The organism is Algoriphagus aquaeductus (assembly GCF_003253485.1).
Taxonomy (GTDB): Bacteria; Bacteroidota; Bacteroidia; order Cytophagales; family Cyclobacteriaceae; genus Algoriphagus; species Algoriphagus aquaeductus.
The window spans coordinates 52,737-78,029 of the sequence record NZ_QKTX01000019.1; the positions used below are offsets into that span (position 1 = coordinate 52,737).

24 protein-coding genes are annotated in these 25,293 nt (G+C 43.2%); 6 read left to right on the plus strand and 18 right to left on the minus strand.

The window, feature by feature from the left end:
* Window positions 1-11: 11 nt before the first annotated feature.
* Window positions 12-1,340 (minus strand): saccharopine dehydrogenase C-terminal domain-containing protein, encoded by a 1,329-nt coding sequence (locus CLV31_RS19350; RefSeq protein WP_111394734.1) that lies wholly within the window; start codon window positions 1,338-1,340, stop codon window positions 12-14.
* A 122-nt stretch (window positions 1,341-1,462) separates the two neighbouring features.
* Here CLV31_RS19350 and CLV31_RS19355 point away from each other — a divergent pair, with 122 nt between their 5' ends.
* The 5 genes from CLV31_RS19355 (at window position 1,463) to CLV31_RS19375 (ending at window position 5,252) form a co-directional block, all read left to right on the plus strand.
* Window positions 1,463-1,942 carry a cytidine deaminase gene (locus tag CLV31_RS19355; RefSeq protein WP_111394735.1) on the plus strand — a complete coding sequence of 160 codons (480 nt, stop codon included), beginning with the start codon at window positions 1,463-1,465 and terminating at the stop codon, window positions 1,940-1,942.
* On the plus strand, window positions 1,943-2,590 hold the full coding sequence (locus CLV31_RS19360) for an alpha/beta hydrolase (protein ID WP_111394736.1): 648 nt from the start codon (window positions 1,943-1,945) through the stop codon (window positions 2,588-2,590). It abuts the gene before it with no gap.
* A gap of 90 nt (window positions 2,591-2,680) precedes the next feature.
* Window positions 2,681-3,118, plus strand: coding sequence for a UPF0158 family protein (locus tag CLV31_RS19365; RefSeq protein ID WP_111394737.1), 438 nt, complete (start codon window positions 2,681-2,683; stop codon window positions 3,116-3,118).
* A 66-nt stretch (window positions 3,119-3,184) separates the two neighbouring features.
* A complete protein-coding gene (locus tag CLV31_RS19370; RefSeq protein ID WP_111394738.1) occupies window positions 3,185-3,667 on the plus strand; it encodes a GNAT family N-acetyltransferase in 483 nt (160 codons plus the stop codon).
* Window positions 3,654-5,252 (plus strand): M1 family metallopeptidase, encoded by a 1,599-nt coding sequence (locus tag CLV31_RS19375; protein ID WP_245943451.1) that lies wholly within the window; start codon window positions 3,654-3,656, stop codon window positions 5,250-5,252. Before CLV31_RS19370 ends, CLV31_RS19375 begins: the two co-directional genes overlap by 14 nt.
* On the opposite strand, the gene CLV31_RS19380 is transcribed toward CLV31_RS19375, so the two are convergent.
* The 3 genes from CLV31_RS19380 to metK all read right to left on the minus strand — a co-directional run bounded on the left by CLV31_RS19380 (window position 5,253) and on the right by metK (window position 7,633).
* The gene (locus CLV31_RS19380) at window positions 5,253-5,759 is read right to left on the minus strand and encodes a hypothetical protein (RefSeq protein WP_111394739.1); all 507 of its coding nucleotides are present in this window, start codon (window positions 5,757-5,759) and stop codon (window positions 5,253-5,255) included.
* 3 nt (window positions 5,760-5,762) lie between these two features.
* Complete coding sequence (locus CLV31_RS19385; protein WP_146250933.1) at window positions 5,763-6,254, minus strand: hypothetical protein; 492 nt, start codon at window positions 6,252-6,254, stop codon at window positions 5,763-5,765.
* Window positions 6,255-6,379: 125 nt separating this feature from the next.
* On the minus strand, window positions 6,380-7,633 hold the full coding sequence (gene metK, locus CLV31_RS19390) for a methionine adenosyltransferase (protein ID WP_111394741.1): 1,254 nt from the start codon (window positions 7,631-7,633) through the stop codon (window positions 6,380-6,382).
* A gap of 211 nt (window positions 7,634-7,844) precedes the next feature.
* On the opposite strand from metK, the gene CLV31_RS19395 reads away from it, so the two are divergent.
* Complete coding sequence (locus CLV31_RS19395) at window positions 7,845-8,486, plus strand: hypothetical protein (protein ID WP_111394742.1); 642 nt, start codon at window positions 7,845-7,847, stop codon at window positions 8,484-8,486.
* Window positions 8,487-8,681: 195 nt separating this feature from the next.
* On the opposite strand, the gene CLV31_RS19400 is transcribed toward CLV31_RS19395, so the two are convergent.
* From CLV31_RS19400 to CLV31_RS19470, 14 genes are all read right to left on the minus strand, one after another.
* Window positions 8,682-10,007 (minus strand): ATP-binding protein, encoded by a 1,326-nt coding sequence (locus CLV31_RS19400; RefSeq protein ID WP_111394743.1) that lies wholly within the window; start codon window positions 10,005-10,007, stop codon window positions 8,682-8,684.
* A gap of 172 nt (window positions 10,008-10,179) precedes the next feature.
* Window positions 10,180-10,773, minus strand: a complete 594-nt coding sequence (locus CLV31_RS19405) for a precorrin-2 dehydrogenase/sirohydrochlorin ferrochelatase family protein (protein WP_111394744.1) — start codon at window positions 10,771-10,773, stop codon at window positions 10,180-10,182.
* 346 nt (window positions 10,774-11,119) lie between these two features.
* The gene (cobA, locus tag CLV31_RS19410; protein WP_111394745.1) at window positions 11,120-11,902 is read right to left on the minus strand and encodes a uroporphyrinogen-III C-methyltransferase; all 783 of its coding nucleotides are present in this window, start codon (window positions 11,900-11,902) and stop codon (window positions 11,120-11,122) included.
* Window positions 11,899-14,001: a HEPN domain-containing protein gene (locus CLV31_RS19415; protein ID WP_111394746.1), complete on the minus strand. Its 2,103-nt coding sequence runs from the start codon at window positions 13,999-14,001 to the stop codon at window positions 11,899-11,901. Before CLV31_RS19415 ends, cobA begins: the two co-directional genes overlap by 4 nt.
* Window positions 14,002-14,210: 209 nt before the next feature.
* Window positions 14,211-15,470, minus strand: a complete 1,260-nt coding sequence (locus tag CLV31_RS19420; protein WP_111394747.1) for a sulfate adenylyltransferase subunit 1 — start codon at window positions 15,468-15,470, stop codon at window positions 14,211-14,213.
* A 155-nt stretch (window positions 15,471-15,625) separates the two neighbouring features.
* Window positions 15,626-16,522, minus strand: coding sequence for a sulfate adenylyltransferase subunit CysD (gene cysD / locus CLV31_RS19425; protein WP_111394748.1), 897 nt, complete (start codon window positions 16,520-16,522; stop codon window positions 15,626-15,628).
* Window positions 16,523-16,667: 145 nt separating this feature from the next.
* A complete protein-coding gene (locus tag CLV31_RS19430) occupies window positions 16,668-17,372 on the minus strand; it encodes a phosphoadenylyl-sulfate reductase (RefSeq protein ID WP_111394749.1) in 705 nt (234 codons plus the stop codon).
* Complete coding sequence (locus CLV31_RS19435) at window positions 17,341-17,619, minus strand: DUF2061 domain-containing protein (RefSeq protein WP_111394750.1); 279 nt, start codon at window positions 17,617-17,619, stop codon at window positions 17,341-17,343. The genes CLV31_RS19430 and CLV31_RS19435 overlap by 32 nt, the downstream gene beginning before the upstream one ends.
* Window positions 17,620-17,693: 74 nt before the next feature.
* The gene (locus CLV31_RS19440; protein ID WP_111394751.1) at window positions 17,694-18,110 is read right to left on the minus strand and encodes an RrF2 family transcriptional regulator; all 417 of its coding nucleotides are present in this window, start codon (window positions 18,108-18,110) and stop codon (window positions 17,694-17,696) included.
* Window positions 18,111-18,231: 121 nt separating this feature from the next.
* Window positions 18,232-18,627 carry a hypothetical protein gene (locus CLV31_RS19445; protein ID WP_146250934.1) on the minus strand — a complete coding sequence of 132 codons (396 nt, stop codon included), beginning with the start codon at window positions 18,625-18,627 and terminating at the stop codon, window positions 18,232-18,234.
* A gap of 187 nt (window positions 18,628-18,814) precedes the next feature.
* Window positions 18,815-19,459, minus strand: a complete 645-nt coding sequence (locus CLV31_RS19450; protein ID WP_111394753.1) for a hypothetical protein — start codon at window positions 19,457-19,459, stop codon at window positions 18,815-18,817.
* 255 nt (window positions 19,460-19,714) lie between these two features.
* Window positions 19,715-20,887, minus strand: coding sequence for a 6-bladed beta-propeller (locus CLV31_RS19455; protein ID WP_111394754.1), 1,173 nt, complete (start codon window positions 20,885-20,887; stop codon window positions 19,715-19,717).
* Window positions 20,888-21,498: 611 nt separating this feature from the next.
* Window positions 21,499-23,385: a molecular chaperone HtpG gene (htpG, locus tag CLV31_RS19465; protein ID WP_111394756.1), complete on the minus strand. Its 1,887-nt coding sequence runs from the start codon at window positions 23,383-23,385 to the stop codon at window positions 21,499-21,501.
* 929 nt (window positions 23,386-24,314) lie between these two features.
* The gene (locus CLV31_RS19470; RefSeq protein WP_111394757.1) at window positions 24,315-25,136 is read right to left on the minus strand and encodes a Rossmann-fold NAD(P)-binding domain-containing protein; all 822 of its coding nucleotides are present in this window, start codon (window positions 25,134-25,136) and stop codon (window positions 24,315-24,317) included.
* Window positions 25,137-25,293: the final 157 nt, after the last annotated feature.

The window sequence follows — 25,293 nt, forward strand, 5'->3', positions numbered from 1 at the left end:
TCAATTTTCAATCATATCCATTCTTCCTCCACAAATCGGATTTGGTGCTTTTCCAACTCATTCAGAATAGGCTCATAAATCTCCGGCACGACCGGTAGACATAATCCTTTACTCTTTATTTTCCCCTCCAAAAACAAATCCACTGCGATCGCCAATGGCAGTCCCACGGTTTTTGCCATGGCTGTGTAGCGAGAGTCTTTGCCGATTTCCACCAGGCTGGAGGTGACTTTCTTTATTCCAGAAGCGGTTTTGATCTGCAACTGATGCTGCATCACGATCATGTCCCTATCCTCCGGTAGCAACTGCCAATCTTTTTCCAAGATCGCCTGAAGGATCTGAGCCGGACTCCCCTCACCTCGAGGCAGTGGTCGATGTTCAAAAAATCCCAACCATTGGAGCTTTTCAAACATGGAAAAATCCAAGTCAGGTATTTCTTCGGCGAGTTTTTCCTCCACAGTCAAGGTGTCGGACCAAGGCAAAAACGCATTCAAAAACTGTCTGTAGGTGCTTCCCCCAGGAAACTTCATCAGAAAGCTGTCATCGGTCATCCCTAGCTGGACAAAAACATCCCAAGCTTTGCAGAAGCCTGCTCTTCTTAAGGTACCCCTGAGAAGCGTAGGAATATTTTCAAGATGATACACATGGCGATAGCTCAGCGAATCCCGGTTAGGATACCCGTCAAATTCCCCCAATCCGGGAAACTTGATGGTTTCGACACGTCTGAAAAGCCGATGGTAAGGCACATATTTCAGTTCCCCATTTTCAATAAACCGGGAAGTGCCTTGCCCTGCCAAAACGACATTTCTGGGATTCCAGGTGAATTTGTATTTCCAGGGATTGTCCTCACTTTCTGGTGCCAGCAGGCCTCCGCAGTAGGATTTAAAGGAAAGAATATCTTCCCCCTTGGATCGGGCTGTATCAATGATCTTCATGGCAGACATGTGATCGATCCCTGGATCAAGGCCACATTCATTCAGGAAAAAAAGTCCCCTTTTCTCAATTTCAGGGGCCATTTCCCGTAGCGCATCACTTTCGTAGGAAGCAGTAAAAAAATGTTTTCCCAAATCAAGACTGTCCTTCGCAACGACCGGATGCATCATTGCCGGAAGCATGGAAATGACCACATCTGCCTTTGCAATCAGGTTCCTTCTGGATTGGGGATTTTCCAGATCCATTTCTTCAACCTCGGTTTGGGGACGATCTTTCAACTTGGACTTGGCCAGATTGGGATCTAAGTCAGCCAAGAGAAGTTTTCTGCCTTTTTCCACACAGGAATCTGCCAAATAATCAATCAGATAAGTCGACGACTTTCCTGCTCCCAGGATCAAAATGGTTTTCATGCACTTGGGTTTATGTAGCTAAATTGCCCATATTTTTTGGTGGTGAAAAGTCAATTTCCAAAGAATTAAGGAACATTTGCGTACTTTGACCGTTAGGTTTTTCCCAATCTGATCAATCGCCCGTGAAAAAAGTAAACTATACCGCTGAAATCGAAGAACTCCAACCCGGGGAACTAAACCTGATCGAACAAACCCTGATCGACCGTGCAAAGGCAGTTTCGAAACACGCCTATGCACCTTACTCCAATTTCTATGTTGGTGCTGCCTTATTGTTGGCAAATGGGGAGATCCTTCAGTCTTCCAATCAGGAAAATGTCAGTTTTCCGGCCGGTACTTGTGCCGAACGACTGTTACTTGGGTATGCAGGCGCCAATTTTCCGGATCAAGCGCCTGAAATGATTGCTATCGTAGCCCATCGCGGAGGGGACGAAAGATGGGCAGGGGTGGCACCTTGTGGAATCTGCAGACAAAACATCAATGAAGTGGAAAACCGGTTTTCCAAGCCCATTACCCTCTTGATCCTCTGTGCCAATGGGAATGTGATCCGTATTCACGGCATCTCCAACTTACTCCCTTTGAAATTTGACGACCTCAACACCTAAGTGAAACGCTCCCTGATTTTTGAATACGAGGCACACTTTGCTGTTTCTCACGAACCTTCCGGATATGAAACAGATATTTGGCTGGTCCTACATGGGTACGGGCAATTAGCTGAGTTTTTCATTCGGAAGTTTCTCCCTTTTGACACCAAGGATAGGCTGGTAATTGCTCCAGAAGCAACCAATTACAGCTATCTCAAGGATTTTCAGGGAAGAGTAGGGGCCAATTGGATGACCAAGCACGAAAGGGAAGTAGCCATTGCCAACAATCATCGGTACTTGAATCTCCTGATGGAAGAAATCCTGAAAAACTTTAAAAATCTTCCAAAAATCCATGTCCTGGGATTTTCACAAGGTGCAGCTACTGCGAGTCGATGGGCAAGTCAGTGGTCAGGCCAAGTGGATACCCTGGTCCTCTGGGCCGGAGGTTTTGCCCACGATTTATCCTTAGATTTGAGTAAGGAAAAGTTTGAAAAAACCCACCTGATTTTAGCCTATGGGGAGCAGGATGAATTCATCAAGGATGAGCACCTTCTTCAGCAAAACGAGTGGATTAAGGCTCTCGGCAAGTCATTGATCACTTGTAGCTTTCAGGGTGGGCACGAATTAGAACCCCAAGCGCTGGAAAAAATCATAAATCTTGAATTATAGGCTAATTTTTGGCCTTGACATTGCTATGTTTAAAACAATTTGATGAAATTTCAACTTTCACTATTTTTCCAAAAATCTTGAAACCATCCCATGCTTTTGCTTACTGAAAAAGAGGTAGATTTCATCGCCTCCCAATTGCTCAAGGGTAATGTCTGTTTTTACCAAATTGACAAGAAAAAGATTCATCATATGCCGGATGATGAAGATTATTTCAACTATGATCTGACCGAAGAGGAAGAGGACATTCTCGACGAAATTGAAGATCAGCCTGAAAACTTCGCCGAGTTTACCAAAATGGAACCTGCTCAAGAGCATTCCATGATGCAGGATTTCATTGACCGTAAAATAAAGGAAAAGAATCTCGCGGAAGATTTAGTCAATGCACTGAGCAAACCTAAAGCTGCCACCGGGTTTAAGTTTTTGATCGATGAATCCAAGTACAAAAATGAGTGGATTGAATACCGAAATGGGAAATACCACGATTGGGTCAAAGAACAAGTGGACTCGTTCAACTACGCAGAAGATTGATCTCAAGCCGTCCGGAAAGAATTCCGGACGGCTTTTTCTTTTCATTCCTTTGGGCTAGTTTTCAGCATGGCAAGTTATACGCTCAGAAATCAACTTCTTCCCGGCGATCTCAGTCAGGTAGCACTACTCCATGCGACCATTTATTATGAGGAACAGGGCTTCGGAATGGGATTCGAAACCTATGTGATGGAGAGCTTGGTGGAATTTTACCGACAATATGATCCTCAGCAGGACAAAGTCTGGATCGTGGAGGGAAATGGCAGAATCGTCGGATTTTTGTTGTTGATGCATCGTCCCAATTTTCAGGCACAACTCCGGTATTTTATTTTGGATAAAGCCTATCGTGGCCTTGGTATCGGCAAAAAATTGATGCAGGAATGGATGGATTTTTATCGGGAAAAAGGGTATAAAGGTGCCTATCTTTATACTACCTCAGGCTTGGACTCGGCAGCCCACCTTTATGAAAGTATGGGTTTTCAAAAAGCCTCCGAGAAAGCTTCCGAGGACTTTGGCGTACCCCTTTATGAAATCCGATATGAACTTTACTAAGACTTTAGCCATGCGAATCATCTCTTTTCTGGCCATTTTCATCAGCAGTTGTACAGGTGCTTTTGCACAAAATTGGGATTGGGGAGGCCCAATCGATCCACTTCAGGCAAAGATGAAAATCCGGCATTATCGCCTGGAACTGGAGCTCCTTCCAGAAACTCAAAGTATTCAGGGTTCCAATACGATCACCTTTTCGGCAGAAGAAAAACTCGACACGCTCCGATTCCAGCTGATCAATGAATATGAAATCAGCAAAGTCCTGATGGATGGCAAAGAGGTGAAATTCACCCATGAAAAGGATCTGTTGGACATCATTCCTGTAGATTGTACCTGCGATCAGGTCCAAATCTTTTACGGTGGAAAAAACCCCATCGCACAGAATCCGCCTTGGACCGGTGGGTTCACCTGGGAAAAAGACCTTTTGGACAATCACTGGATGGGGCTCTCTTCCCAAGGTGAAGGGGGGAAAATATTTATGCCGGCTCTCGACCATCCCTCGAGCGAACCGAGCGAAGGAGTGGATCTGATTTTCACAGCACCCAAGCCCTATTTTGTCGCTTCCAATGGCCGACTCATCGAAAGTCAGGAAGTAGGCCAAAAAATGAGGTATCACTGGCAAACCGGCTATCCGATCAGCAACTACAACATCAACTTCACCCTTGGGATTTTCCACGAGGAAAAATTGGATTTCACTTCCGTTTCAGGAGAAGTAATTCCTATGCAGGTTTGGGTTTTACAAGAAAATCGCGCCAAAGTGAAAGAGCTTTTGGAACTTCTGAAGATCAGCACCGAAACCCAAGAAAAATACTTCGGCCCTTTCCCTTTTTCTGAGGATAAAATCGCCGTAGTCGAGACGCCTTACCTGGGCATGGAGCATCAGACCATCAATGCCTATGGCAACAATTTTCAGTTTGTCCCGATGGGAAAAGTGAAGTACGATTGGCTGCTGCATCATGAACTGGGACACGAATGGTGGGGAAATAAGGTGACGGTCTCCGACTGGGCAGATATGTGGATTCATGAAGGATTGACCGCGTATGGAGATTGGCTATTCTTTTGGGAACATGGCGGTCCCGAGGCCTATTTTGCCAAGGTTAAAGCTGAGTCGAGAAATGTACCCCACGCCAAACCTGTCGTCAGTCCACCCAATTCGACCGAGGAGGAAGCATATCATCCGGAGATTTATACCAAAGGGGCTTTGGTCATTCATGCCTTGCGGGGAGTTTTGGGCGACGAGCTCTTTTTCCCTGCCATCAAAGCCTTTGTCATGGATGAGCGATTTACCTATCTCAATCAAGTCACCACCCGGGATTTTACCGATTTTATTCAGAGTTACACCGGAAAGGATTTGAAGGGATTTTTCGACCTGTATCTCTACACCACTTCCATCCCCAAACTGAAAGTGAGTAAAAAAGGAAAAGAAGGCTATGTAATTTCTCTTCAGGGGATTGATTTTGAAATGCCCTTAGAAATTGAAACTTCCGAAGGAGTGCAGCGAGCCCCCGTCGGAAAAAAAGGAATTGAGGTCAAAAGCAAAACCCCTCCTGTGGTAGATCCCCAGGGTTGGCTGATGCTCAGTAGATGATTATTGAATGGGTATTTTGAAAGAAAAAATCGGCTGATCGATCCTATTTTCTTCAAAATAGACAGGATCGGATGTGCCTCCTCCAAAATTGTAGAGGTCAATCGCCTCACGAGTAAGATTCCTTGCTTCGCGTCGGTACACACCAGAAACTATACCTACTACAAAACCGCCGATCATCAAAGGCCAAGCAAGACGACTAAGGGAGGAAGATTGCTGCCGGGGAGCAACGACCAACACAGACGTACCCAAAAACAAGCCCATATCCACCAAGGAGAGGGCGTCGTTTACATTCTGCTTTGCCAGTGCCTTTTCATACCTAGCCAACGCTTCGGGGTCACTTTGGAGAAGGGTAATTAGCTCGCTTTTTCGAAGTCGCTTTGGCCCATCCAACACATCGATTTTTTGGGTAAGTAAATTTTGCCTCACATCCACTCTCAAAAATGGCTTTTCCTGTGCATTGGAAAAAGAATAAATACCAACCAGCAGAAACACAAAAAGAAATTTCATGATTTAAAAGTTTAAGATGATTCCGGGACCTGAAGGAGAAAAAGAAAAACTTACCTCCGAAGGATTGGCCCGATTGGTTACTTGATAATTGTATCGATAGATCGAATTATTCACCCGATTGTATCCCTTCCTTCTAAACGCTTGACCAACTGGAGCTAAAATCAACCCCATAAAAGAGGTAACCAAGGGTACTTTCCATGAATTGGGCTCATCGATATTTCCTAAGTAATAACCCAAGCCGACCGTTGGAACTACGAAACTGACCAACTTTAAAGTAGTGCCGATTCTCATTTGGGTCATTCCCTCATCAAAATCCTTCTGTTCCAATGGAAAATCTTTCATCAATTGATAGACTGTTGGCCGGGACACTTTCTCCTCTCCAATACTGAAAACCGGAATATTAAAAAAATTGTCCTTAAAGCGGATTTCCTTCAATACTTGTCCAAAAGATTGGAATGACATTAGAAATGTGACCAATAAGAAAAGTGCTTTCATAAAAATGAGATTTTCCGAATATAACGAAATGGAAAAGAGTCTGTTGCTTTTCTCTAGTTGTCAGTCTGAAAAACTGTTCATTCCCAAAAAAATAAAAGCCCCGAATTGCTCCGGGGCTTTGGTAATTAAAGGCCAAATTCAGCCTTGATTTTATCAACAAAGTCGAGTTTTTCCCAGGTGAAAAGCTCCACTTCTTTGGTTACTGCTTCCCGGTAGGGAGAATAGAAAGTCTTGCGGACGATTTCATTTTTTCTGCCCATATGACCATAGGCCGCGGTCTCCTCATAGATCGGATTTCTGAGCTTGAGTCGCTGCTCGATCGCATAGGGACGCATATCAAAGATGGCCTCCACTTTCTTGGCGATTTCTCCGTCTGTCAGGTTTACTTTGGCAGTGCCATAGGTATTGATGTATATCCCCATCGGCTTAGCTACACCGATTGCATAGGAAACTTGAACCAAGATCTCATCGGCCACGCCCGCTGCCACCATGTTTTTGGCAATGTGACGGGTAGCATAGGCTGCTGAGCGGTCCACTTTGGATGGATCTTTTCCTGAAAAAGCACCCCCACCGTGAGCACCTTTTCCACCATAAGTATCCACGATGATTTTTCTTCCGGTCAATCCGGTATCGCCATGAGGTCCACCGATTACAAACTTCCCGGTTGGGTTGATGTGGTAGGTGATTTGGTCAGTGAAAAGCTTCTGAAGCTCGGGCTTAAGCTTGGCTTTGACTCTTGGAATCAAAATATTGATGATATCAGACTTGATTTTTGCCAGCATCGCTTCTTCCGCGTCGAAGTCATCATGCTGCGTAGAAACTACAATGGCATCAATACGCTGAGGCACGTTATCGTCACTATACTCGATGGTCACTTGAGACTTGGAATCCGGACGGAGGTAGGTGATGTCCTTATTTTCTCTGCGGAGGGCGGCCAATTCGCGCAGGATCATGTGAGACAGATCCAAAGCCAATGGCATATAATTTTCGGTTTCATTGGTGGCATAGCCAAACATCATCCCTTGGTCACCGGCACCTTGCTCCTCTGGATTTTTTCGCTCTACACCCTGATTAATATCAGCACTCTGCTCATGTATTGCTGAAAGTACTCCGCAGGAATTGCCTTCAAACATGTATTCACTTTTGGTATAGCCAATTCGGTTGATCACGTCACGGGCGATCTTCTGCACGTCGAGGTAAATATCGGATTTCACTTCACCCGCCAAGACTACCTGTCCGGTGGTCACGAGTGTTTCGCAGGCTACTTTGGAATTGGGATCGAAAGCCAAAAAATTATCGATCAGGGCGTCAGAGATTTGGTCAGCGATTTTGTCAGGATGACCCTCAGACACTGACTCTGAGGTGAATAAATATGCCATAAATTAGATAATTGATGCGTTTTTAAGGAAGCCCAAAATTACAGGAACTCAGGGAAATAAAAAACCGGAAAAGGGACTTCAGCCATATACTTCGAGGTTCGGTTATTCGTTTTAAAAATTAATTTCTATTGTGAAACTGGTTGATAAATAATGAATTGGTAGTACTTTAAGGAATTCAGTTGTCTTCTATGGGTAACCTTTTCCACCGAAAATGAAAATCAAGATCACTTCCTTCACCATGAAAGCCGCTTTTTTCCTCTTCCCGATCTTGCTTTTTCTCGCTTCCTGCGAGACGGCATTCGAACTACCCGAGGAGGAACTACCAGCTCCGATTGTAAAGGAAATTCGGTGTAATCCAAAAGACATTTGCTGTTTTGACTTGAAGGATAAAATTGGTTCCTATAACCTGACTTCAAAATGGGAGTTTGTGGCTTTTCAAGCTGAAAAAGGTTCTTCTTTTGACAATCTGACCTGTTTGGCTAGAACAGCAAGGTTTACGCTCAGTGGTGAGGATTATGAAAATGTCTTTAAAATTACCCTTCAACTTGGAGGAAAATCATCTCCTTTAATTGGATGTGAAGATTTGCTTGCATTCAGTTTCCGTTCGTTTGACCATCAGATTGATGGCTGTTATGAGGCTGATTCGGAAGAAAATCTGAGGATTGATTTTTCTCCAGAAAATGTGGTTTATGATCCTGGAATTGGGAATAAGACATTTCCCATCTTAGAATTTGAGAATAAAATCAAGAACAGTTTATTGGCGGTCGAGTCCTACACCATCGAGTCCAATAAGCTTTACCTGTATATGAAAGACCAAAAAAATCCAATGGTATTTTTGGCTCTCGAGGAATAGTGAAATGGTGGAAATCACATTTTATATTCCGAAAACGTGTAAAAAATCACATAATCGGAACTTAAGATGTGATTTTTGATCAAGTCTATCAGAAATAATAAGTAACAAGATTACCAACCCTACTCCCAAATTACGACACACTAGTTATCAATTTCCAAAATCTTGCTCCCGTCCACTTGGTAACCGTGTGTCCTCTTATTTTTTCAGCATCATATCGACCAAATCCCGAGTACGATCTGCCATAAAGAGGGGGATATTGAGCAGATGATCCTGATGAATCAGATTTTTCATAGAAAATCTCAGCTTTAATTCCGGCCTGTTTTCTTCATCATATACTGTCAAACTTCTACTTCGTGTATTTTCACCTGACTTCACCTCGACAGGGAAAATCGAGTTTTGGACTTGAATCAAAAAATCCACTTCGGCCTTACCATTGGAAGTCCAATAGGAAGGCAACTCACCAAACTGCGAGATCAAAGACTGGAGAACATAATTTTCAGCTAATGCACCTTTAAATTCCGAGAATAGCGCAGTGGGATGAATTATGGCATTAGGAGCTAGTCTTGCTTTGCTTCTGAGTAATCCCAAATCGAGAAAGTAAATTTTAAAAATCGCCAAATCCTGATAAGCTGACAGGGGAATCCCAACTTTATTTACGCGATTGACTTTGTAAACCAAACCTGCCTGAATCAACCAAGTCAATGCATCTTCATACTCTCTGGCCCGGGCACCTGGCTTGACTACTTGGTAAAGAAATTTCTTGTTTTCCTTGGCAAGCTGAGAGGGGATCGAATTCCAGATGTAACTAATTTTCTGGATATCCTTTGAAGGAACATGCTTAGAAAAATCCAATTCGTATGCCAGATTAATATTCTCCAAAAGAGTTTCCACTCGAGATAAATCTGCACTTTCAACCAATTCTTTTGCAGGTTCTGGCATTCCTCCTGAGATCATATACAGTCGAAAGCTTTCTAAAATCCGGTTGAAAAAGTAATCAGGAATAGGTTCAACTAGCTGAATTGAATTGAGGTAATTGGACATTTCAGGATCCTTTTGAGTAAGGAACTCTAAAAAAGTCAATGGAAACAACTCTAAAAATTCAACCTTTCCAACCGGAAAAGAGGCAAAGTTGCCTAGGGTAACTCCCAACAATGAACCGGCGCCTACCACATGGAAAGGCTCCTGATTTTCCTCAAAATACTTCAGCGAGTTCAGTGCCTCCTTGCATTCCTGGATTTCATCAAAAATGATTAGCGTGTTTTTAGGTTCTATCGGAAACCCCACCACCAAAGAGAGATTCTGAATGATTCGCAAAGGGTCTTTGGTCAACTCAAAAAATTGCTTTAAATCAGGCTGACGATCAAAATTAAAGTAAGCTGTTTTTGAATAGTGAGTCTGTCCATACCACTTTAGCAAAGAGGTTTTGCCGACCTGCCTAGCCCCTTTCAAGAGTAGCGGCTTGGGCTTTGGACGGGCTGTCCATACCTGAAGTTGAGAAAGGATATTCCGTTCAAAAAACATAGAATCACATTTTATCTTCCTAAAATGTGAAAAAAATCACATAATCGGAACTTAAGATGTGATTTTCTATCAAATTTAATAAGAATGAATTGGCAACAAGTGCAAAGGTCAAGCAGAAAATTACCACTCACCAAAATCCCGATACTAGCTACTTGATACTAAAGTCTTGGATCTAATGACTTGAGTCTTGTGTCTCCCTTTTCACCAACCCCTCCGTGATCTCATTCATCGCCTTCACCTTGTACTCAAAGTCTCCTTTGAGCGTAGCCCGGTAAGCATTTAGATTTTCAAGCAAATCATCGATTTCCTCCGGCAGCACTTCTTCCAGCAATTGACGAAGGCGTTTGGCGGTAGTCGGAGATTTTCCATTGGTGGAAATAGCAATTTTCAGATTGCCTTTGGTTACAATACCTCCGAGGTAAAAATCACAGAGTTCAGGCGTATCGGCTACATTGACGAGCAGAAAGCGTTCCTTGGCCTCATCGCGGATTTGTCGGTTGACGGCTTTATCATCCGTCGCAGCAATCACGATGTGCTTTCCGCCCAGATATTTTTCATGATACACATCTTCGATCAGCGTGACGGTCTCTTTTCCTTCGGCCAATTCCAGAAATTCCGGTCTGAACATCTTGGAGACTATCGTCACCTGAGCTTTGGGACTCGATTTAAGCAGAAATTCCAATTTCTCGGTTGCCACAAATCCCCCACCGACCAATAGGACGTTGAGTTCGTGAACTTTGAGGAATATGGGGTAGAGATGGTTCATTTCAGATTTTAGACTTTAGACACAATATGCAAGACTTGGTAATTAAGGATTTAAAAGATAGCTGCGCAGATAAACTGAGATACCGCTAGCACTGAGATAGACAGCATATCTTTAAATATCTTCTCTATCTTTTCTCCAGCATATCTTAAAAAGATAGCTGCGCAGATAAAAGAGATACCGCTAGCACCGAGATAAACAGCATATCTGTTAGTATCTTCTCTATATCTTTTCCAGCATATCTTATAAAAGATAGCTGCGCAGATAAAAGAGATACCGCTAGCGCTGAGATAGACAACCTATCTTTATGTATCTCCTCAATATCTCGCGTAGCATATCTTTAAATTGCTCACTGCGAACGCATACTGATCACTGAAACAGCCTCCCGATACACCTCCGCCAACCGCATACTTTCCCTAACCACTTCACCGACAATAATGACCGCTGGGGCTTCGACTTGATTTTCTGCCGCCTTTTGTCCAATGTCATGGATAAAACCGGCTGTGATTTTTTCTTCTCGAGTGGTTCCGCTTTGGATGATGGCCACGGGTAAATGTGACTTACCTACCTTTTGATAGGTTTCTACGATTTCTCCCAATTTTTTGGTACCCATCAAAATCACCACCGTAGCTGTGGACTGAGCCGCAAGTGCCAAGTCTCGGGAAAGTTCACCCGCTGTAGTGGTCCCTGTCACTACCCAGAAGCTTTCGGAGATGCCCCGTTTGGTGACCGGAATTCCTGCATTGGCCGGAACTGCAATCGCCGAAGTGATCCCCGGTACCACTGCTGTTGGAATGCCAAAGGCCTCGATGTACTCGATTTCTTCTCCTCCCCGACCAAAGACGAAAGGATCTCCACCTTTCAATCGGACCACATGACCATGCTTTCGAGCCAGTTCGACACAGAGTTGATTCGTGTCTTCCTGAGGAGTGCTGTGCTTGCCCACTCGTTTTCCCACGAAAATCTTCAAGGCAGTAGCCGGCGCATGCTTCAGTAACACCGGATCAATCAAAGCATCATACAAAACCACATCGGCGGTATTGAGCGCCAAGATTCCTTTCAAGGTCATCAACTCGGGATCACCGGGACCTGCCCCAACTAGGGTTACTTTGGGATTAATCGACGTTCTCATGCCTCGACCTCCTCTTCCCGATAGGTTTTCAGCAGGCTATAGATCTCCATGGCCTCTTTAGCGTAAGCTTTGGCAAACTCCTCAGTAGGTTCGTGCTGATTGATCTGATAGACTTTGTCGGCAAAGGTGCCTTCCAGCTGGATTTTGCCGGTTTCGACAAACTTCTCATCAAAGAGGCTGATGATATTCGCATAGCTATTCGTGCTCACATCTTCGCTGAGCAAAAGGGCTTTGGCAGCATTGATCAACCCGGCATAGTGATGGTAAATGCTGTCAGACCAGCGACCTTGCTCTAGGGCTTCCTGACCCAGATCGAGTTTTTCCAAGGCTTCCAACAGCAAGGTCGCGACCAAGTCAATCACCACTCCGGCACATTCGCCAACTCCAACCGCTACTTCGTACGCTTCCTGATGTCCCCAATCCACTGAATCCGACTCCGTCACCGTGGAAGCATCGCTGAGATCCTTCAGCAAATCATAGAAATACATCTGCCCCTGCTGATCGTAATAGCTGAGAAAGTCTTTTCCACCTGCATTTTTCTCAAAATCATCAAGCAATACCCGCAGTGCCTGAGGCCCGCGACGGCTGGGAACTTTAGTCACTTTGTCGGCAAATCGGCCGTTGCCATCGCCTAGATTTCCACCGCCTAAGAGTACTTGAAGGGCAGGAATGACGGTTTTACCCGCTTTCATGGACATGCCTTGGAAGCCAATATGCGCCATATTGTGCTGTCCGCAGGCATTCATGCACCCGGAAATCTTGATGACCAAATCTTGGTTTTTAAGATACTGTGGATATTCCTGCTCGATGACTTTTTCCAATTCCTTGGCAATTCCCGTCGAGCTCGCAATGCCCAAGTTGCAGGTATCGGTACCCGGACAAGCGGTGATATCGCCGAGGGAATTGTACCCCCGCTGGGCGAGGTTGATTTTTTTCAATTCCTGATAAAAGAAGGGCACCAGGTCCTCCCGCACATCGCGGATCAGAATATTTTGACGAAGGGTAAAACGCACTTCTCCCGCAGCATACTTTTCCACCAAATCAGCCAAAGGTCTGGCTTGATCCAGGTAAAAATCCCCCAAAGACACGCGAACTCCAATGGAAACGTAGCCAGTCTGCTTTTGCGGCAGCACATTGGTCAGCTTCCAAAGCTCATAGTCCAATCCCAAGTCGGCTTGATTGATCTCGACGGAGGGTGGATTTGGAAGGCTTTTTCCAAGCTCATAGTTTTCAAAATCGAGGGGAAAGCTCTTGAACGGAAGTGCTTTTTTCTCTTTTTCTACCAAATCCAAAAACGCCTCCAAGCCGATCTCTTTGATCAAAAACTTCATCCGAGCCTTGTTTCTTCTTGCCCGCTCTCCATGACGGTCAAAAATCCGCAAGACTGATTCGATGAATGGAATCAACTGATCGGTCTCCAAAAACTCCGTAATCAAATCGGCATGGCGTGGTTGCGAACCCAATCCTCCGCCCAAAAGCACTTTGAACCCTCGAATTTGATTTCCATCGACTTTTTTGACTTTTGGGATAAAGCCCAAGTCGTGCATGTAGGCCAAACCGGTGTCTTCGTCGGAGGAGGAAAAGGCCATTTTGAACTTTCGCCCCATCTCTTGGCAGACCGGATTTCTCAAAAAATAACGGAAGGTGGCATCAGCATAAGGTGTCACATCAAAAGGCTCTTTGGGATCAATCCCGGCAGTCTCCGAAGCAGTGACATTTCGAACGGTGTTACCACAAGCCTCTCGAAGCGTGACATCGTCCTTTTCAAGTTCTGCCCAAAGCTGAGGAGTCCTATCCAAGCTCACGAAGTGAATCTGAATGTCCTGACGGGTGGTGATATGAAGACGACCGATAGAATATTCTTCCGAAACCTTGCAAATTCGACGTAATTGCGCGGAAGTAGCTCTTCCATAAGGCAATTTGATTCGTACCATCTGTACGCCTTGCTGTCGCTGACCGTAAACCCCACGAGCAAGGCGAAGGCTTCTGAATTTTTCCTCATCGATTTTTCCTTCCCGGAAAAGGGCGATTTTGCGCTCCAGTTCGATGATGTCCCGTTCTACAATCGGATTTTCCAGTTCTGTTCGAAAACTTTGCATAATTGATAGTGCTTGCTTCCTATAGGTTAAATAGGGTATAGGTTATTAGAAAAAGCCAGGACCTTCGTCAGGGCTTGTTATTTATGGCTCGATGTTCTCCGTTCGGAGTTCAGTATTCGACATTCGATATTCTACATTTTAAAATATCAGATGTCAAACATCAAAGTCTTATGTCTAGCGTCTTGTGTCTAGTATCTAATCTCTTTCTGCTACTCAATAAATCCCACACTCACCGTATCATAGGTTCCCTCATCGATCAGGATAAAGGCTCCGTTTGACTTGGACTGGTGGTAGGAATCGAAGTGAATCGGCTTGCTGAGTCTAAGATTGACCTTACCGATGTCATTCAATTTCAGCTGCTCGGCCTCTTCAGTTCCTGAGAAATCCGTATGAATTTTGGCTTCGATCTGATCGACTTTGGCCAAAACCCGGTTGATGCCATGCTGCAGGATATATTTTCCACCTACTTTCAAGGCTTTGCTGTTGACTTGGCAAATGGTGGCTGAAATTGATTTTTCGCTACTTGGAGCTTCCCCGCTTTTCACGATCATATCCCCGCGACTGCAGTCCACTTCATCGGCAAGCGTAAGCACGATAGAGGAACCCGGAGCAGCACGTTCCAACTCCTTATCAAAGAAGTGGATGCTTTTGATGGTGGATTCGTTTCCTGAAGGAAGTACCGTAACCCGGTCACCGACTTGGAGCGAATTGCCATAAAGCTTTCCAGAAAAGCCTCTGAAATCATGGTAGGCCTCGGTTTTGGGACGGATGACTAACTGCACCGGAAATCTAGCGGCGGCACTTTCTTGCAAATCCTCGGGTTCCAACACCTCCAAATGATCCAAAAGGGTATTTCCCACATACCATGGCATGTGTTCTGACTTGCGGGTCACATTTTCTCCTTTCAAAGCGGACAAAGGAATAAACGTAATCTGCTCCTCAGTAAAGTCACTTTTACCGACCAAGACATCAAAGTCTGCCTTAATTTTCAAAAACACATCCTCGCTGTACTCCACCAAATCCATTTTATTGATCGCCACTACTACATGACTGATGCGGAGAAGATTGCTGATGAAAAAGTGTCGATAGGTTTGCTCGATCACTCCTTTGCGGGCGTCAATCAGGATGATGGCTACCTGCGAAGTAGAAGCTCCTGTCACCATGTTTCGCGTGTACTCCACATGCCCGGGAGTATCCGCTACGATGAAGTTGGTCTTATCAGTATTGAAATAAATATGAGCCACGTCGATGGTGATACCCTGCTCGCGCTCCGCAACCAGGCCATCAGTGGCTAGTGAAAAGTCAAGGTAATCGTATCCCCGCTGCTTGCTGCTGCGCTCGATGGCCTCAATCTTATCTGTGGTCAGGGAATGCGTATCGTAAAGCAATCGCCCAATCAAGGTGCTTTTGCCATCATCCACCGAACCAGCGGTAGCGATTTTGATGAGTTTTCTTCCTTGTATGTCCATTATTATCAAATTCTACTTTAGATCATTTTTGAATTTTAAGATATGCTTCGCGAGATATTTAGAAGATACTTTAAGATATCTTGTCCCTCTATCTCAGCTCTAGCTATATCTCAGTTTATCTGCGCAGCTATCTTCTTCTATATTGCCTCTTATTCTCAAAAGTACCCTACCTTCTTCCTCGTCTCCATCGCTGCCTCCGATCGTTTATCGTCTATTCGGGCGCCACGCTCAGAGATGGTTGATTCCCGGATCTCGGAAACGACATCATCTAATGAAGTCGCCTCGGAAAGTACCGCTGCAGTACAGGTCATGTCACCGACAGTTCGGAATCTGACCATACGCTCCACTACTTCTTCATGGGCTTCTCGGAAGACGTGCTCATTAGCAGTCCAAATCATGCCATCACGGAAAAACACCTCCCGCTTGTGCGCAAAGTAGATGCTTGGAATGGCAATATTTTCGGTGCGGATATATTCCCACACGTCCAGTTCGGTCCAGTTGGAAATCGGAAATACACGGACATTTTGGCCCACGTGGATCTTCCCATTGAGCATGTCGAATAGCTCTGGGCGTTGGTTTTTCTCATCCCACTGACCGAAGTCGTCTCGGACGGAAAACACCCGTTCTTTGGCGCGGGCTTTTTCTTCATCCCGTCTTGCACCACCGATGCAAGCATCAAACTTGAATTCTTCGATTGCATCCAATAGCGTAGTCGTTTGAAGCGTATTTCGGCTGGCATAGCGACCTCGCTCTTCACGGACTTTTCCTTGGTCGATAGAGTCTTGGACATTTCTGACGATCAGTTCCAAGCCCAATTCTTTCACCAACCAATCCCGAAACTCAATAGTCTCAGGGAAATTGTGTCCGGTATCCACATGGAGTAATGGGAAAGGAATTTTGGCGGGAAAAAAGGCCTTTTGAGCCAATCTGACCAAAGTAATCGAGTCTTTTCCCCCGGAAAAAAGCAGAACCGGACGCTCAAACTGCGCCGCTACTTCCCTCAGGATGTAGATGGATTCTGCTTCTTTGGGGTTAGGTATGAATAGGTTCATAGGAATTACGATTTACGAAGTACGATTTACGAGCTTGTGAGGAGCATCTAAACCTTGTTTCAAATTCTTATTGTCTTTTATAATTCTTAAAATCTTCAAATTTCGAATGTCGAAGTCTTGGGTCTTGCGTCTAAAATCTTGTGTCTTATTTGCTGTGCAACCCACACTCCTTTTTCGAATCCTCCCACCACCATCTGCCAGCGCGTGCATCTTCTCCTGGGAGAATTGCTCGGGTACATGGCGCACAGCCGATGCTGATAAAGCCCTGATCGTGGAGTGGATTATATGGAATCCGATGCTCCTCGATGTAGGTGATCATTTGCTCAAAGGTCCAATCCAACAAGGGATTGTACTTGATAATCTGATTAGCTTCGTCCCACTCGATCCGCCTCATCTCGCTCCGGTTGGCACTTTGCTCGGCCCGAAGTCCGGTTACCCAAACGGCATTCCCTGCCAAAGCTCGCTTCAAAGGCTCCACTTTTCGGACAAAGCAGCAGGATTTCCGGTTTTCAACTGACTCGTAAAAGCCATTAATACCAATGTCACCCACCAACTTTTCAACCGAAGCCGTATCCGGATAATAGACCTTGATTCGGGTTTTGTATTTGCTTTCTGTTCTGGACAATAGCTCCAAGGTCTCCGGAAACAGTCTTCCCGTATCCAGCGAAAAGATCTGAATAGGTAAGTTTTGAGAGGCAATCAACTGGGTAATCACCTGATCTTCCTGGCCCAAGGAGGTCGAAAACACCACTTTCTCAGGAAATAGCTCCGCGATTAGCGCAAGCCCTGCTCCTGCACTAAGGTCGTTTAGCTTAGCTTCAAGATCGGACAAGTTCTGTGGCTGGCTCATTGGATTTTTCTTTGGTTGCATTTTCCCAAACCCGCTCGTGCAGGTAATAAAGCAGGATTTTGGACACTACTTCTACCGAGCCGATAGACACTGCCATCACCAACTGACCTGTGACGAAGTAAGAAATCACAATCGTATCGATGGTACCGACGATTCTCCAGGATATCGACTTCAGCAAGCTTTTAGCATTGCTGTCCTTCCCGGGCTTGGAGGAAAAGAGTTTTTTGGCGAATGAATCTAAAATCATAGCAGACTATACGGCAAGGGAAAACAAAAGTATATATTCCCTATGTTTTTTATAGGGTTTATAGACAAAAATTTTTATTCCCCTTCTAAAATATCTTGCAAGGTCTTGTTTTCCAGTATTTTAAGTGTTTCATCACGAACTTGGGCCATGACCTTGTTGATTCCACAATGGGACTCATCCTTGCATTCGGCGCAGGGTTCGTAGTAGTTGAGACTGACGCAGGGAAGCAAGGCGATGGGGCCATCGAGGAGCCGAATCACGCGGGAGAGCGGGATGTCTTTGGGTTCTTTGATCAGATAGTAGCCTCCGCCTTTGCCCTTTTTGCTGCCGAGGTAGCCTGCTTTGCGAAGCTCAAGGAGGATGTTTTCGAGAAACTTATGCGAAATGCCATGCTCTTCGGCAATGTCCTGAATCAGGACGGTCTTATTTTCCCGATGTTTACCGAGGTAAGTCAGGGCATGAAGGGCGTACTTGGTCTTTTTGGAAAGCATGACCAAAAATACAGGATTTCTCCAAATAGCCTAGTACGGGGGTGGGGAATGAAAAAATCCCCGACAAGTAGCCGGGGATTAATAAAAGAATTTTATTTAAGCATGAAGATCAAAACCTCCTTTATATTTTACCAATACTTATATCTTCCAAAACTTCTGCCACATGCTTTTCAAGAATTGAGTCCTGTATTTTACTTTTAATAAAAATTGGCCTTTTCTGAAAATTGATTTCTATTTGATTGATTTTACTTATCAAAAACACTTTCACAATGCCTCCCCAAAAGAACATAGAAAAAGGAATTTTATATCTTAAGTAATCATCATTTGATGATTCGATCAAAATCCATCCATGTAATCTGGATGATTCTTTTATTCTTTGAAAGACTTCTGATTTATCACCTTCAATTTTGAAGGTATTACTGTCAAATACATTTTTTTTGTAATTCTCTTTATAAAGATAAATCGTACTCAAAAGAGAAAACACGGTAAGGAAAATTATAAAAACAAAGTTGAACATAATCAGAATATTTTTAAGTGGCTTAAGGAAGATGCTATTCAGCCAAGTAAACTGCTCCAGAACATAACAATGCACCATTTGCCCCCATAATTACAGTGCCGGCAGGGCCTGCCAAACTTCCCCAAGTTCCCCAGGAATATGCACCTGTCACATCAGCCCATGCTGTAGTTATCCATCCTGTCGTTCTTCAATTTATTTCAGTTTGATATTTTTTGGTATTTGGGCTGAGATTCCAAAATTGATTTGAATATTTCCCAATGCTCAAGCCTAATAAAACTACATTTAAGCTTTCAGGTGATTGATAGAGTTCTTTTTTGGTAAGATTTTCCAGTTTTGAAATTTCAATTAGTAGATTTGATTCTGAAATATTGCTTAAACTTAAAACCTGATTTTGATCCCATTCAATTGCCTCGTAATTTAAATTATTATTTTTCTTCTGTACCTCAAAACCATTTAAATCCCGTAAAATACGAATCAATTCTTCATCACAAAATCTAAATTCAGAGTTGTCTAAAATGGAATCAAAAGCTGTAAGATTCAGCTGTTTAGTATAATTAGAAACATAGCTTTGCAGCTCTCTCATAAATTCAAGAGAATCAACATGAGTCCTAGCATTTTTCCCAAGAAAGGTTTTTGCTTTTTTATTAACTCCATCATCAAACACCATGTTTTCTAGAATTTGATTATAAAACTCACCAATTTTTTTTAAATCACTTGTCGTAAGGAAATTGTTTGACTCTTTTTCTAATAGTTCGATTCCTGAACTATCGTCATTTAAACTACATGATGATATAAATAAAAAGATTACTAAAACTAAGTTAATTTTTTTCATTTTTTTAAAAGGGTTTAAGTTTAAAAAATTGATTAAAAAGCTCGCTGCGCATTGAACTTGAACTAAATGTAATGCCCTCCCCCTTGTTTTTGTCAAGAATAAACGAATAATTATTTTCAAAAAACCATAACTAATTGAAAATCAGTTAATTTTTAGTTATCGGAAAGGTCTGATTTTTAGATTGCTGAAGTACACCTATTTATTGAGTAGAATTTCTTAAAAAGAAGCATTAGGGCGAAAGTATTGTCTTTATCATTAGATGCTAAAAATGCTTTTCTTCACCTTCAAAAAAGTGAGTACATAGGAATCTCCGCCTAATTCATTTTGATACTTTGAAACGAATTCATGAAGATTACTATTATCTATTTCCTTTGTTCCAATTTCAAACTTCTCCAAATAATTCGCTAAGAATTCACTAGAGGGGATGAAAAAGCCTAATCGATCTTCGTAAAAAAACCATGGAATAGTTTTAATAGGCATTCGATCAATATCATTTATAATTTTACCAAAGTGACTCTTGACCTCAAATTTCTTATCTAGGAAAACTTGGTGACTATACCTATAACCAGAACCAAATGTGATGATATAACCGTCACCAATTGGAAAAAATGATCCAATTCCTGTCACTAAATTCTCACTCATAACCAAATTGTTCAATTCCTCAGGTTCCAATTTAGCCTGAACTTCATCACTTAAATATTTTTTCCCAAAATCAAACTCCACCAATTGGTTAAGATTTCCGCCCAAACTAAAGAAAGCCACCTTGTTTGAATAAGGTATTTGAAAAATTAATTCATTCCGATCTTCATCTAATATAAAACTATCTTTATTGGAATAAACGATATCTTTTACAGGCGAAATTGAAGGTAAAAGTTTGATAATTTTATCATCTTCTATCCGGTAAAACTCATAATCTCCATGTTCTCTTATATTTTTGGAATAATGAAGTTCAGTGTCAGTATTTCTAAAAAAGTAACTTGTTCTAACCCTAGATCTTTCCTCATTTATAAAGTTTCCTTTTCTATCAAAAAATAAAAATTTGGATAAAATTGGATCCTTGATTATAATTTGATTGTCAGAGATTTGAAAATCCTCAGTTCGTTTAAACTCTCCCGGGCCTCCCCCGGAAGACCCTGCAATTTTGAAAAGTGGATTACCCTCAAGATCGAAAAAAACATATTGTTCCATACCTTCATCTTCAATTCCAAGTAAGTCTTTTTGGATTTTAAACTTATAAGGCCTGACGAGTGGATATTGATCTGGGTTTTTCAAAAACACATATTTTATATCCTCATAAACCTCACTCGCTTTTGCTTCTGTGGCATTATCAAGGTCGATTGGTATATTTTGATTTGAAGTTTCATTTTGAGATTCGATACTGCATCCCACAAACAAAACCAATATCACTAAAAACAGTCTTTGTATCATGAACAAGTTGAATTAATGGAAGGCTGCATTTTCTCAATGCAGCCTTAGACTGAAATTATTCGATTGAAGCTCCGCCATATCCAGGACACAATGTCTGGGCGGATACACTACAGCCAACATATAATTCTGTTGATCGACATACATAGAAAGAAGCACCCTCTACTCGGTTGCAAGCTTCTCTCACCATTTCGTATCTCCATGGCTCATTAGCCTGAGCGGCCCCGACCATACCAATGAAACCGATTAGCAAAATAAATTTTTTCATTTTAAAGATTTTTTGAATTTTAACAAATTGATTAAAAAGCTCGCCGCGCGTGGAACTTGAACTAAACATACCCCCCCCCAGTTCAAAAAATCAAGATCAGAACGAATTAATTTGTAGACATAATTTATAACTAGTTGAAAATCAATTAATTTATTTTTAGTTCTAAAAAATATTCAATTTCTAACCAGCTGAAATACAATTTGTTATTAAATGGATCAATTTTAGGTATCAAATCAAACTAAACGCAAATCAACTGCAAAAAATAAAAAATCCCCGACAAGTAGCCGGGGATTGAATAAATCAACCCTCCAAGGGTTCAAAATCCTTGGAGGGTTTGCATTGGAGATCAAATCATCTCCACACTTCGCTTCACAAAGGCAGTCAGATCTTTTCCAGTCAGCAAGCCTTGAGAAAGCATAGCCAAGTCAAATGCCTGCTTGGCTAGTTTCAGTTGGGCTTCCTCGCCTTCGGCTTTGAGGATTTTGTCCACGACAGGATGGTTGCCGTTGATGGCGACTTTGTAGCTGTCTGGCAGGCTGCCGTAGAAGCTCATTGGTCCGCCTCCGGTCTGTGCCATATCTTTCATCCGACGCATCCACTCTTCCATGGTGATGGTCACGGGCATTTCCTCAGGACTCAAGCCCTCGATCTCCACGCTGTAGTTTTTGTTGTTGATCGCCTTTTCGAAGAGTTCTTTCACGGATTTGCTCTGATCTTCGGTCAGGAGATTGGCATAGGTGGAGTCTTTTTGGATGAGCTTTTCCACCACATCGGCATCCACTCGCTTGAGTTGCGTCTTTTCGATCTTGGTCTCGATATGTTGGATAAAGTGGCTGTCGATCGGAGAGTCAAGCACAAGCACATCGTAGTCCTTTTTATTCGCTGAATCGATGAAACTATCCTGCTTGTTGAGGTCGGTGGCGTATAGGAATACGGTCTGTTCGTTTTTGTCCGTTTGGATTGCTTTTACCTTTTCACGGTATTCATCCAAGGTGAAATACTCATTTTTGGTGTTTTTGAGCAGGGTAAATTCTTTTCCTTTTTCGTAGAACTTCTCCTCGGAAATCATGCCGTATTTCACAAAAAGACCGATATCATTCCACTTTTCTTCATAGGCCTTGCGGTCTTTTTTGAAGAGTTCGGACAGCTTTTCGGCTACTTTCTTGGTGATGTAGTTGTTGATTTTCTTCACGTTGCCATCGGCCTGCAGGAAGCTTCGGGATACGTTGAGCGGAATATCCGGAGAGTCGATCACCCCGTGAAGCAGCATCAGGAATTCAGGTACGATATCTTTCACCTCATCGGTGATGAATACCTGACGGCTGAAAAGCTTGATCTTATTGCGCTGAAGCTCGAATTCATTCTTCACTTTCGGGAAATAAAGCACCCCGGTGAGGTTAAACGGATAGTCCACATTGAGGTGAATCCAGAAAAGCGGATCCTCTCCCATTGGGTAGAGACTCTTGTAGAATGCCAAATAATCCTCGTCCTTCAGATCGCTTGGTGACTTGGTCCAGATCGGAGAAGTGGTGTTGATGATATTGTCCACCTCGATAGATTTCCACTTTTTGTCTCCTTTGTCATCGACTCCGTCTTCTACGGATTCGGATTTGGTGCCAAACTTGATCGGCACAGGAAGGAACTTGCAGTATTTGTCCAGGATGCCCTGAAGTTTCCACTTGTCCAAGAATTCTTCAGATTCTTCGTTGATGTGGAGAATCACATCGGTACCGCGCTCCTTTTTCTTTCCTTTTTTGATTTCAAATTCGGTGCTGCCGTCGCAGGTCCAAATGGCCGGTTCGGCGCCGTCCTGATAGGAAAGGGTGTGGATTTCCACGTTTTTGGCCACCATAAAGGCGGAATAGAAACCCAAACCAAACTTGCCGATGATCTCATTGGCATCTTTGGCATCCTTGAATTTCTCCACAAATTCCGTCGCGCCGGAGAAAGCAATCTGATTGATGTACTTTTTGATCTCCTCGGCGGTCATCCCGAGACCTTTGTCAGAGATGGTGATGGTTTTCTTTTTTTCATCAAAAGCCACCTCTACAGTAATGTCTCCCAATTCGCCGGTGTACTGACCAAGGGTAGCCAGTCTCTTGATTTTCTGTGTAGCATCTACTGCATTGGAGACGAGTTCCCGAAGGAAAATCTCATGGTCAGAATAGAGGAATTTCTTGATAATCGGGAAAATGTTCTCGGTATGGATCGAGATGGTACCTTTTTCCTGCATGGTATAAATCGGTTTAGTAGTTACAAAATGTTGACGAAGTGACCCTATCAATGCCCGTTCCAAGAGTGAAAAAGTGACAAGATGGCATTTGAAGGTTGCCACAAAGACACGAAGGCGGAAGGTAAAAGTGATCAGAATGCAGTTACAGTTGACAGAATAGTAAAAAGATAGGTTGCACGAGATACTAGAGAGATATGCTCCCTGCGGTCGCGAGATATCCCAGCAAGCGATATCATTAAAAATATCTGCACCGCTATCTTTTAATCGGTGAAGATGAAGTCAGAAAGCTGAATAAAGAGTAAGGAGATAGCAGTAGCTGTAGGCAGAATAGAAAAAAGATAGGTTGCACGAGATACTAGAGAGATATGCTCCCTGCGGTCGCGAGATATCCCAGCAGGCGATATCATTAAAAATATCTGCACCGCTATCTTTTAATCGGTGAAGATGAAGTCAGAAAGCTGAATAAAGAGTAAGGAGATAGCAGTAGCTGTAGGCAGAATAGAAAAAAGATAGGTTGCACGAGATACTATAGAGATATGCTCCCTGCGGTCGCGAGATATCCCAGCAAGCGATATCATTAAAAATATCTGCACCGCTATCTTTTAATCGGTGAAGATGAAGTCAGAAAGCTGAAAAAAAAGTAAGCAGATAGCAGTAGCTGTAGGCAGAATAGAAAAAAGATAGGTTGCACGAGATACAAAAAAAATAGGCTCCCTGCGGTCGCGAGATAGGATGGAGAAATTGTAGTTGAGAGATGTTTCGCGAAATAAAACGTAGACAGGATGAATGAAATACTGTGGAAATAAGCCCTCCTTTGTTGGGCGAAAAAAGAGAAATAACTACCTAGAAAATTCAAGTCCAGAGGAGCTAGTGACAAAAATATTCCGCGACCGAAGGGAGCTTTACTTCAAATGTATTTCAACCGTGTTTCAACTGTATCTAAATCTCATAGGATCCGGAAACTCAAACTCAAACCCCGTCTCCAGAATCTTGCTGGAATCAATCAATCGGTCTTTGCCTTCGGGTTCGTTTTGGTAGCTGCCAGGCGGGGCAATGCCGAGATCTAGGGCGTTTTTCTCGTAGATCTCTTTTCTCAGCGGATGAATCGGTGCCACACCATTGAAGGTCTCATTCCAAAGCTGCTTTTCCATCACCCAAGCCAGCATCCGCAAAGCATCTTGACGGTGGATAAAATTGACCCGGGTATGGCCTGCCACATTTTCTTTTCCTGAAAAATACTTGCCCGGAATCCGGTCCTCTCCCATCAATCCTCCAAAGCGTACAATGCTTAAGTCGTATTTTCGGTCCTTTTCCATCAGTTGTTCTGCACCGAAAATCGTTTCATTCCCTGTATTTTCAATTGAAAGTGGAAAATCTTCCGCGTACTTTTCCTCAGATGTCAAATCCGGATAAATCCCCGTGCTTGAGACAAAAATTACTTTCTGAATCGGAGAATTGTCGATTAAGCTTTTCAAATACTTGATTTGCTCCAAGTGAAAAGCCCCATTTCCACTGCGAGTACGGGGAGGAATATTGACCACCAACACCTCAGATTGAAAAAGTAAATTAAACCCAACTCCCTCAGGATGAGGATTGAGGGTAAATCGGATGGCTTGGAGTCCTTTTTGGCTGAGTTTTTCCTGCTTTTCAGCAGAAGTCGTGGAACCAAGGACCTGAAAACCCTTTCCCAGAAGGTACAACCCTAAAGGCTGTCCAATCCAACCTAGACCGATGATGGAGGTTGTTTTCATTCTTTGATTTCCAATAAGGCGCGAAGGCACAAAGCTGTTTATTGTTCGAAGTTCTTTAAATCTGTCATTCCCTGAAATAGGTTGACCGTTTTTAAATCTGAATCAAGATGCTAAAAACGGGAAAAAGGATCAAATCGAAGCGTACTTTTTCGGAAGA

Bases quoted from the DNA above. Each gene is read 5' to 3' on its own strand.
- CLV31_RS19350 (WP_111394734.1), bottom strand. From the start codon at position 1,340: ATGAAAACCATTTTGATCCTGGGAGCAGGAAAGTCGTCGACTTATCTG.
- CLV31_RS19365 (WP_111394737.1), top strand. From the start codon at position 2,681: ATGCTTTTGCTTACTGAAAAAGAGGTAGATTTCATCGCCTCCCAATTG.
- CLV31_RS19370 (WP_111394738.1), top strand. From the start codon at position 3,185: ATGGCAAGTTATACGCTCAGAAATCAACTTCTTCCCGGCGATCTCAGT.
- CLV31_RS19375 (WP_245943451.1), top strand. From the start codon at position 3,654: ATGAACTTTACTAAGACTTTAGCCATGCGAATCATCTCTTTTCTGGCC.
- CLV31_RS19380 (WP_111394739.1), bottom strand. From the start codon at position 5,759: ATGAAATTTCTTTTTGTGTTTCTGCTGGTTGGTATTTATTCTTTTTCC.
- CLV31_RS19385 (WP_146250933.1), bottom strand. From the start codon at position 6,254: ATGAAAGCACTTTTCTTATTGGTCACATTTCTAATGTCATTCCAATCT.
- metK (WP_111394741.1), bottom strand. From the start codon at position 7,633: ATGGCATATTTATTCACCTCAGAGTCAGTGTCTGAGGGTCATCCTGAC.
- CLV31_RS19395 (WP_111394742.1), top strand. From the start codon at position 7,845: ATGAAAATCAAGATCACTTCCTTCACCATGAAAGCCGCTTTTTTCCTC.
- CLV31_RS19400 (WP_111394743.1), bottom strand. From the start codon at position 10,007: ATGTTTTTTGAACGGAATATCCTTTCTCAACTTCAGGTATGGACAGCC.
- CLV31_RS19405 (WP_111394744.1), bottom strand. From the start codon at position 10,773: ATGAACCATCTCTACCCCATATTCCTCAAAGTTCACGAACTCAACGTC.
- cobA (WP_111394745.1), bottom strand. From the start codon at position 11,902: ATGAGAACGTCGATTAATCCCAAAGTAACCCTAGTTGGGGCAGGTCCC.
- CLV31_RS19415 (WP_111394746.1), bottom strand. From the start codon at position 14,001: ATGCAAAGTTTTCGAACAGAACTGGAAAATCCGATTGTAGAACGGGAC.
- CLV31_RS19420 (WP_111394747.1), bottom strand. From the start codon at position 15,470: ATGGACATACAAGGAAGAAAACTCATCAAAATCGCTACCGCTGGTTCG.
- cysD (WP_111394748.1), bottom strand. From the start codon at position 16,522: ATGAACCTATTCATACCTAACCCCAAAGAAGCAGAATCCATCTACATC.
- CLV31_RS19430 (WP_111394749.1), bottom strand. From the start codon at position 17,372: ATGAGCCAGCCACAGAACTTGTCCGATCTTGAAGCTAAGCTAAACGAC.
- CLV31_RS19435 (WP_111394750.1), bottom strand. From the start codon at position 17,619: ATGATTTTAGATTCATTCGCCAAAAAACTCTTTTCCTCCAAGCCCGGG.
- CLV31_RS19440 (WP_111394751.1), bottom strand. From the start codon at position 18,110: ATGCTTTCCAAAAAGACCAAGTACGCCCTTCATGCCCTGACTTACCTC.
- CLV31_RS19445 (WP_146250934.1), bottom strand. From the start codon at position 18,627: ATGTTCAACTTTGTTTTTATAATTTTCCTTACCGTGTTTTCTCTTTTG.
- CLV31_RS19450 (WP_111394753.1), bottom strand. From the start codon at position 19,459: ATGAAAAAAATTAACTTAGTTTTAGTAATCTTTTTATTTATATCATCA.
- CLV31_RS19455 (WP_111394754.1), bottom strand. From the start codon at position 20,887: ATGATACAAAGACTGTTTTTAGTGATATTGGTTTTGTTTGTGGGATGC.
- htpG (WP_111394756.1), bottom strand. From the start codon at position 23,385: ATGCAGGAAAAAGGTACCATCTCGATCCATACCGAGAACATTTTCCCG.
- CLV31_RS19470 (WP_111394757.1), bottom strand. From the start codon at position 25,136: ATGAAAACAACCTCCATCATCGGTCTAGGTTGGATTGGACAGCCTTTA.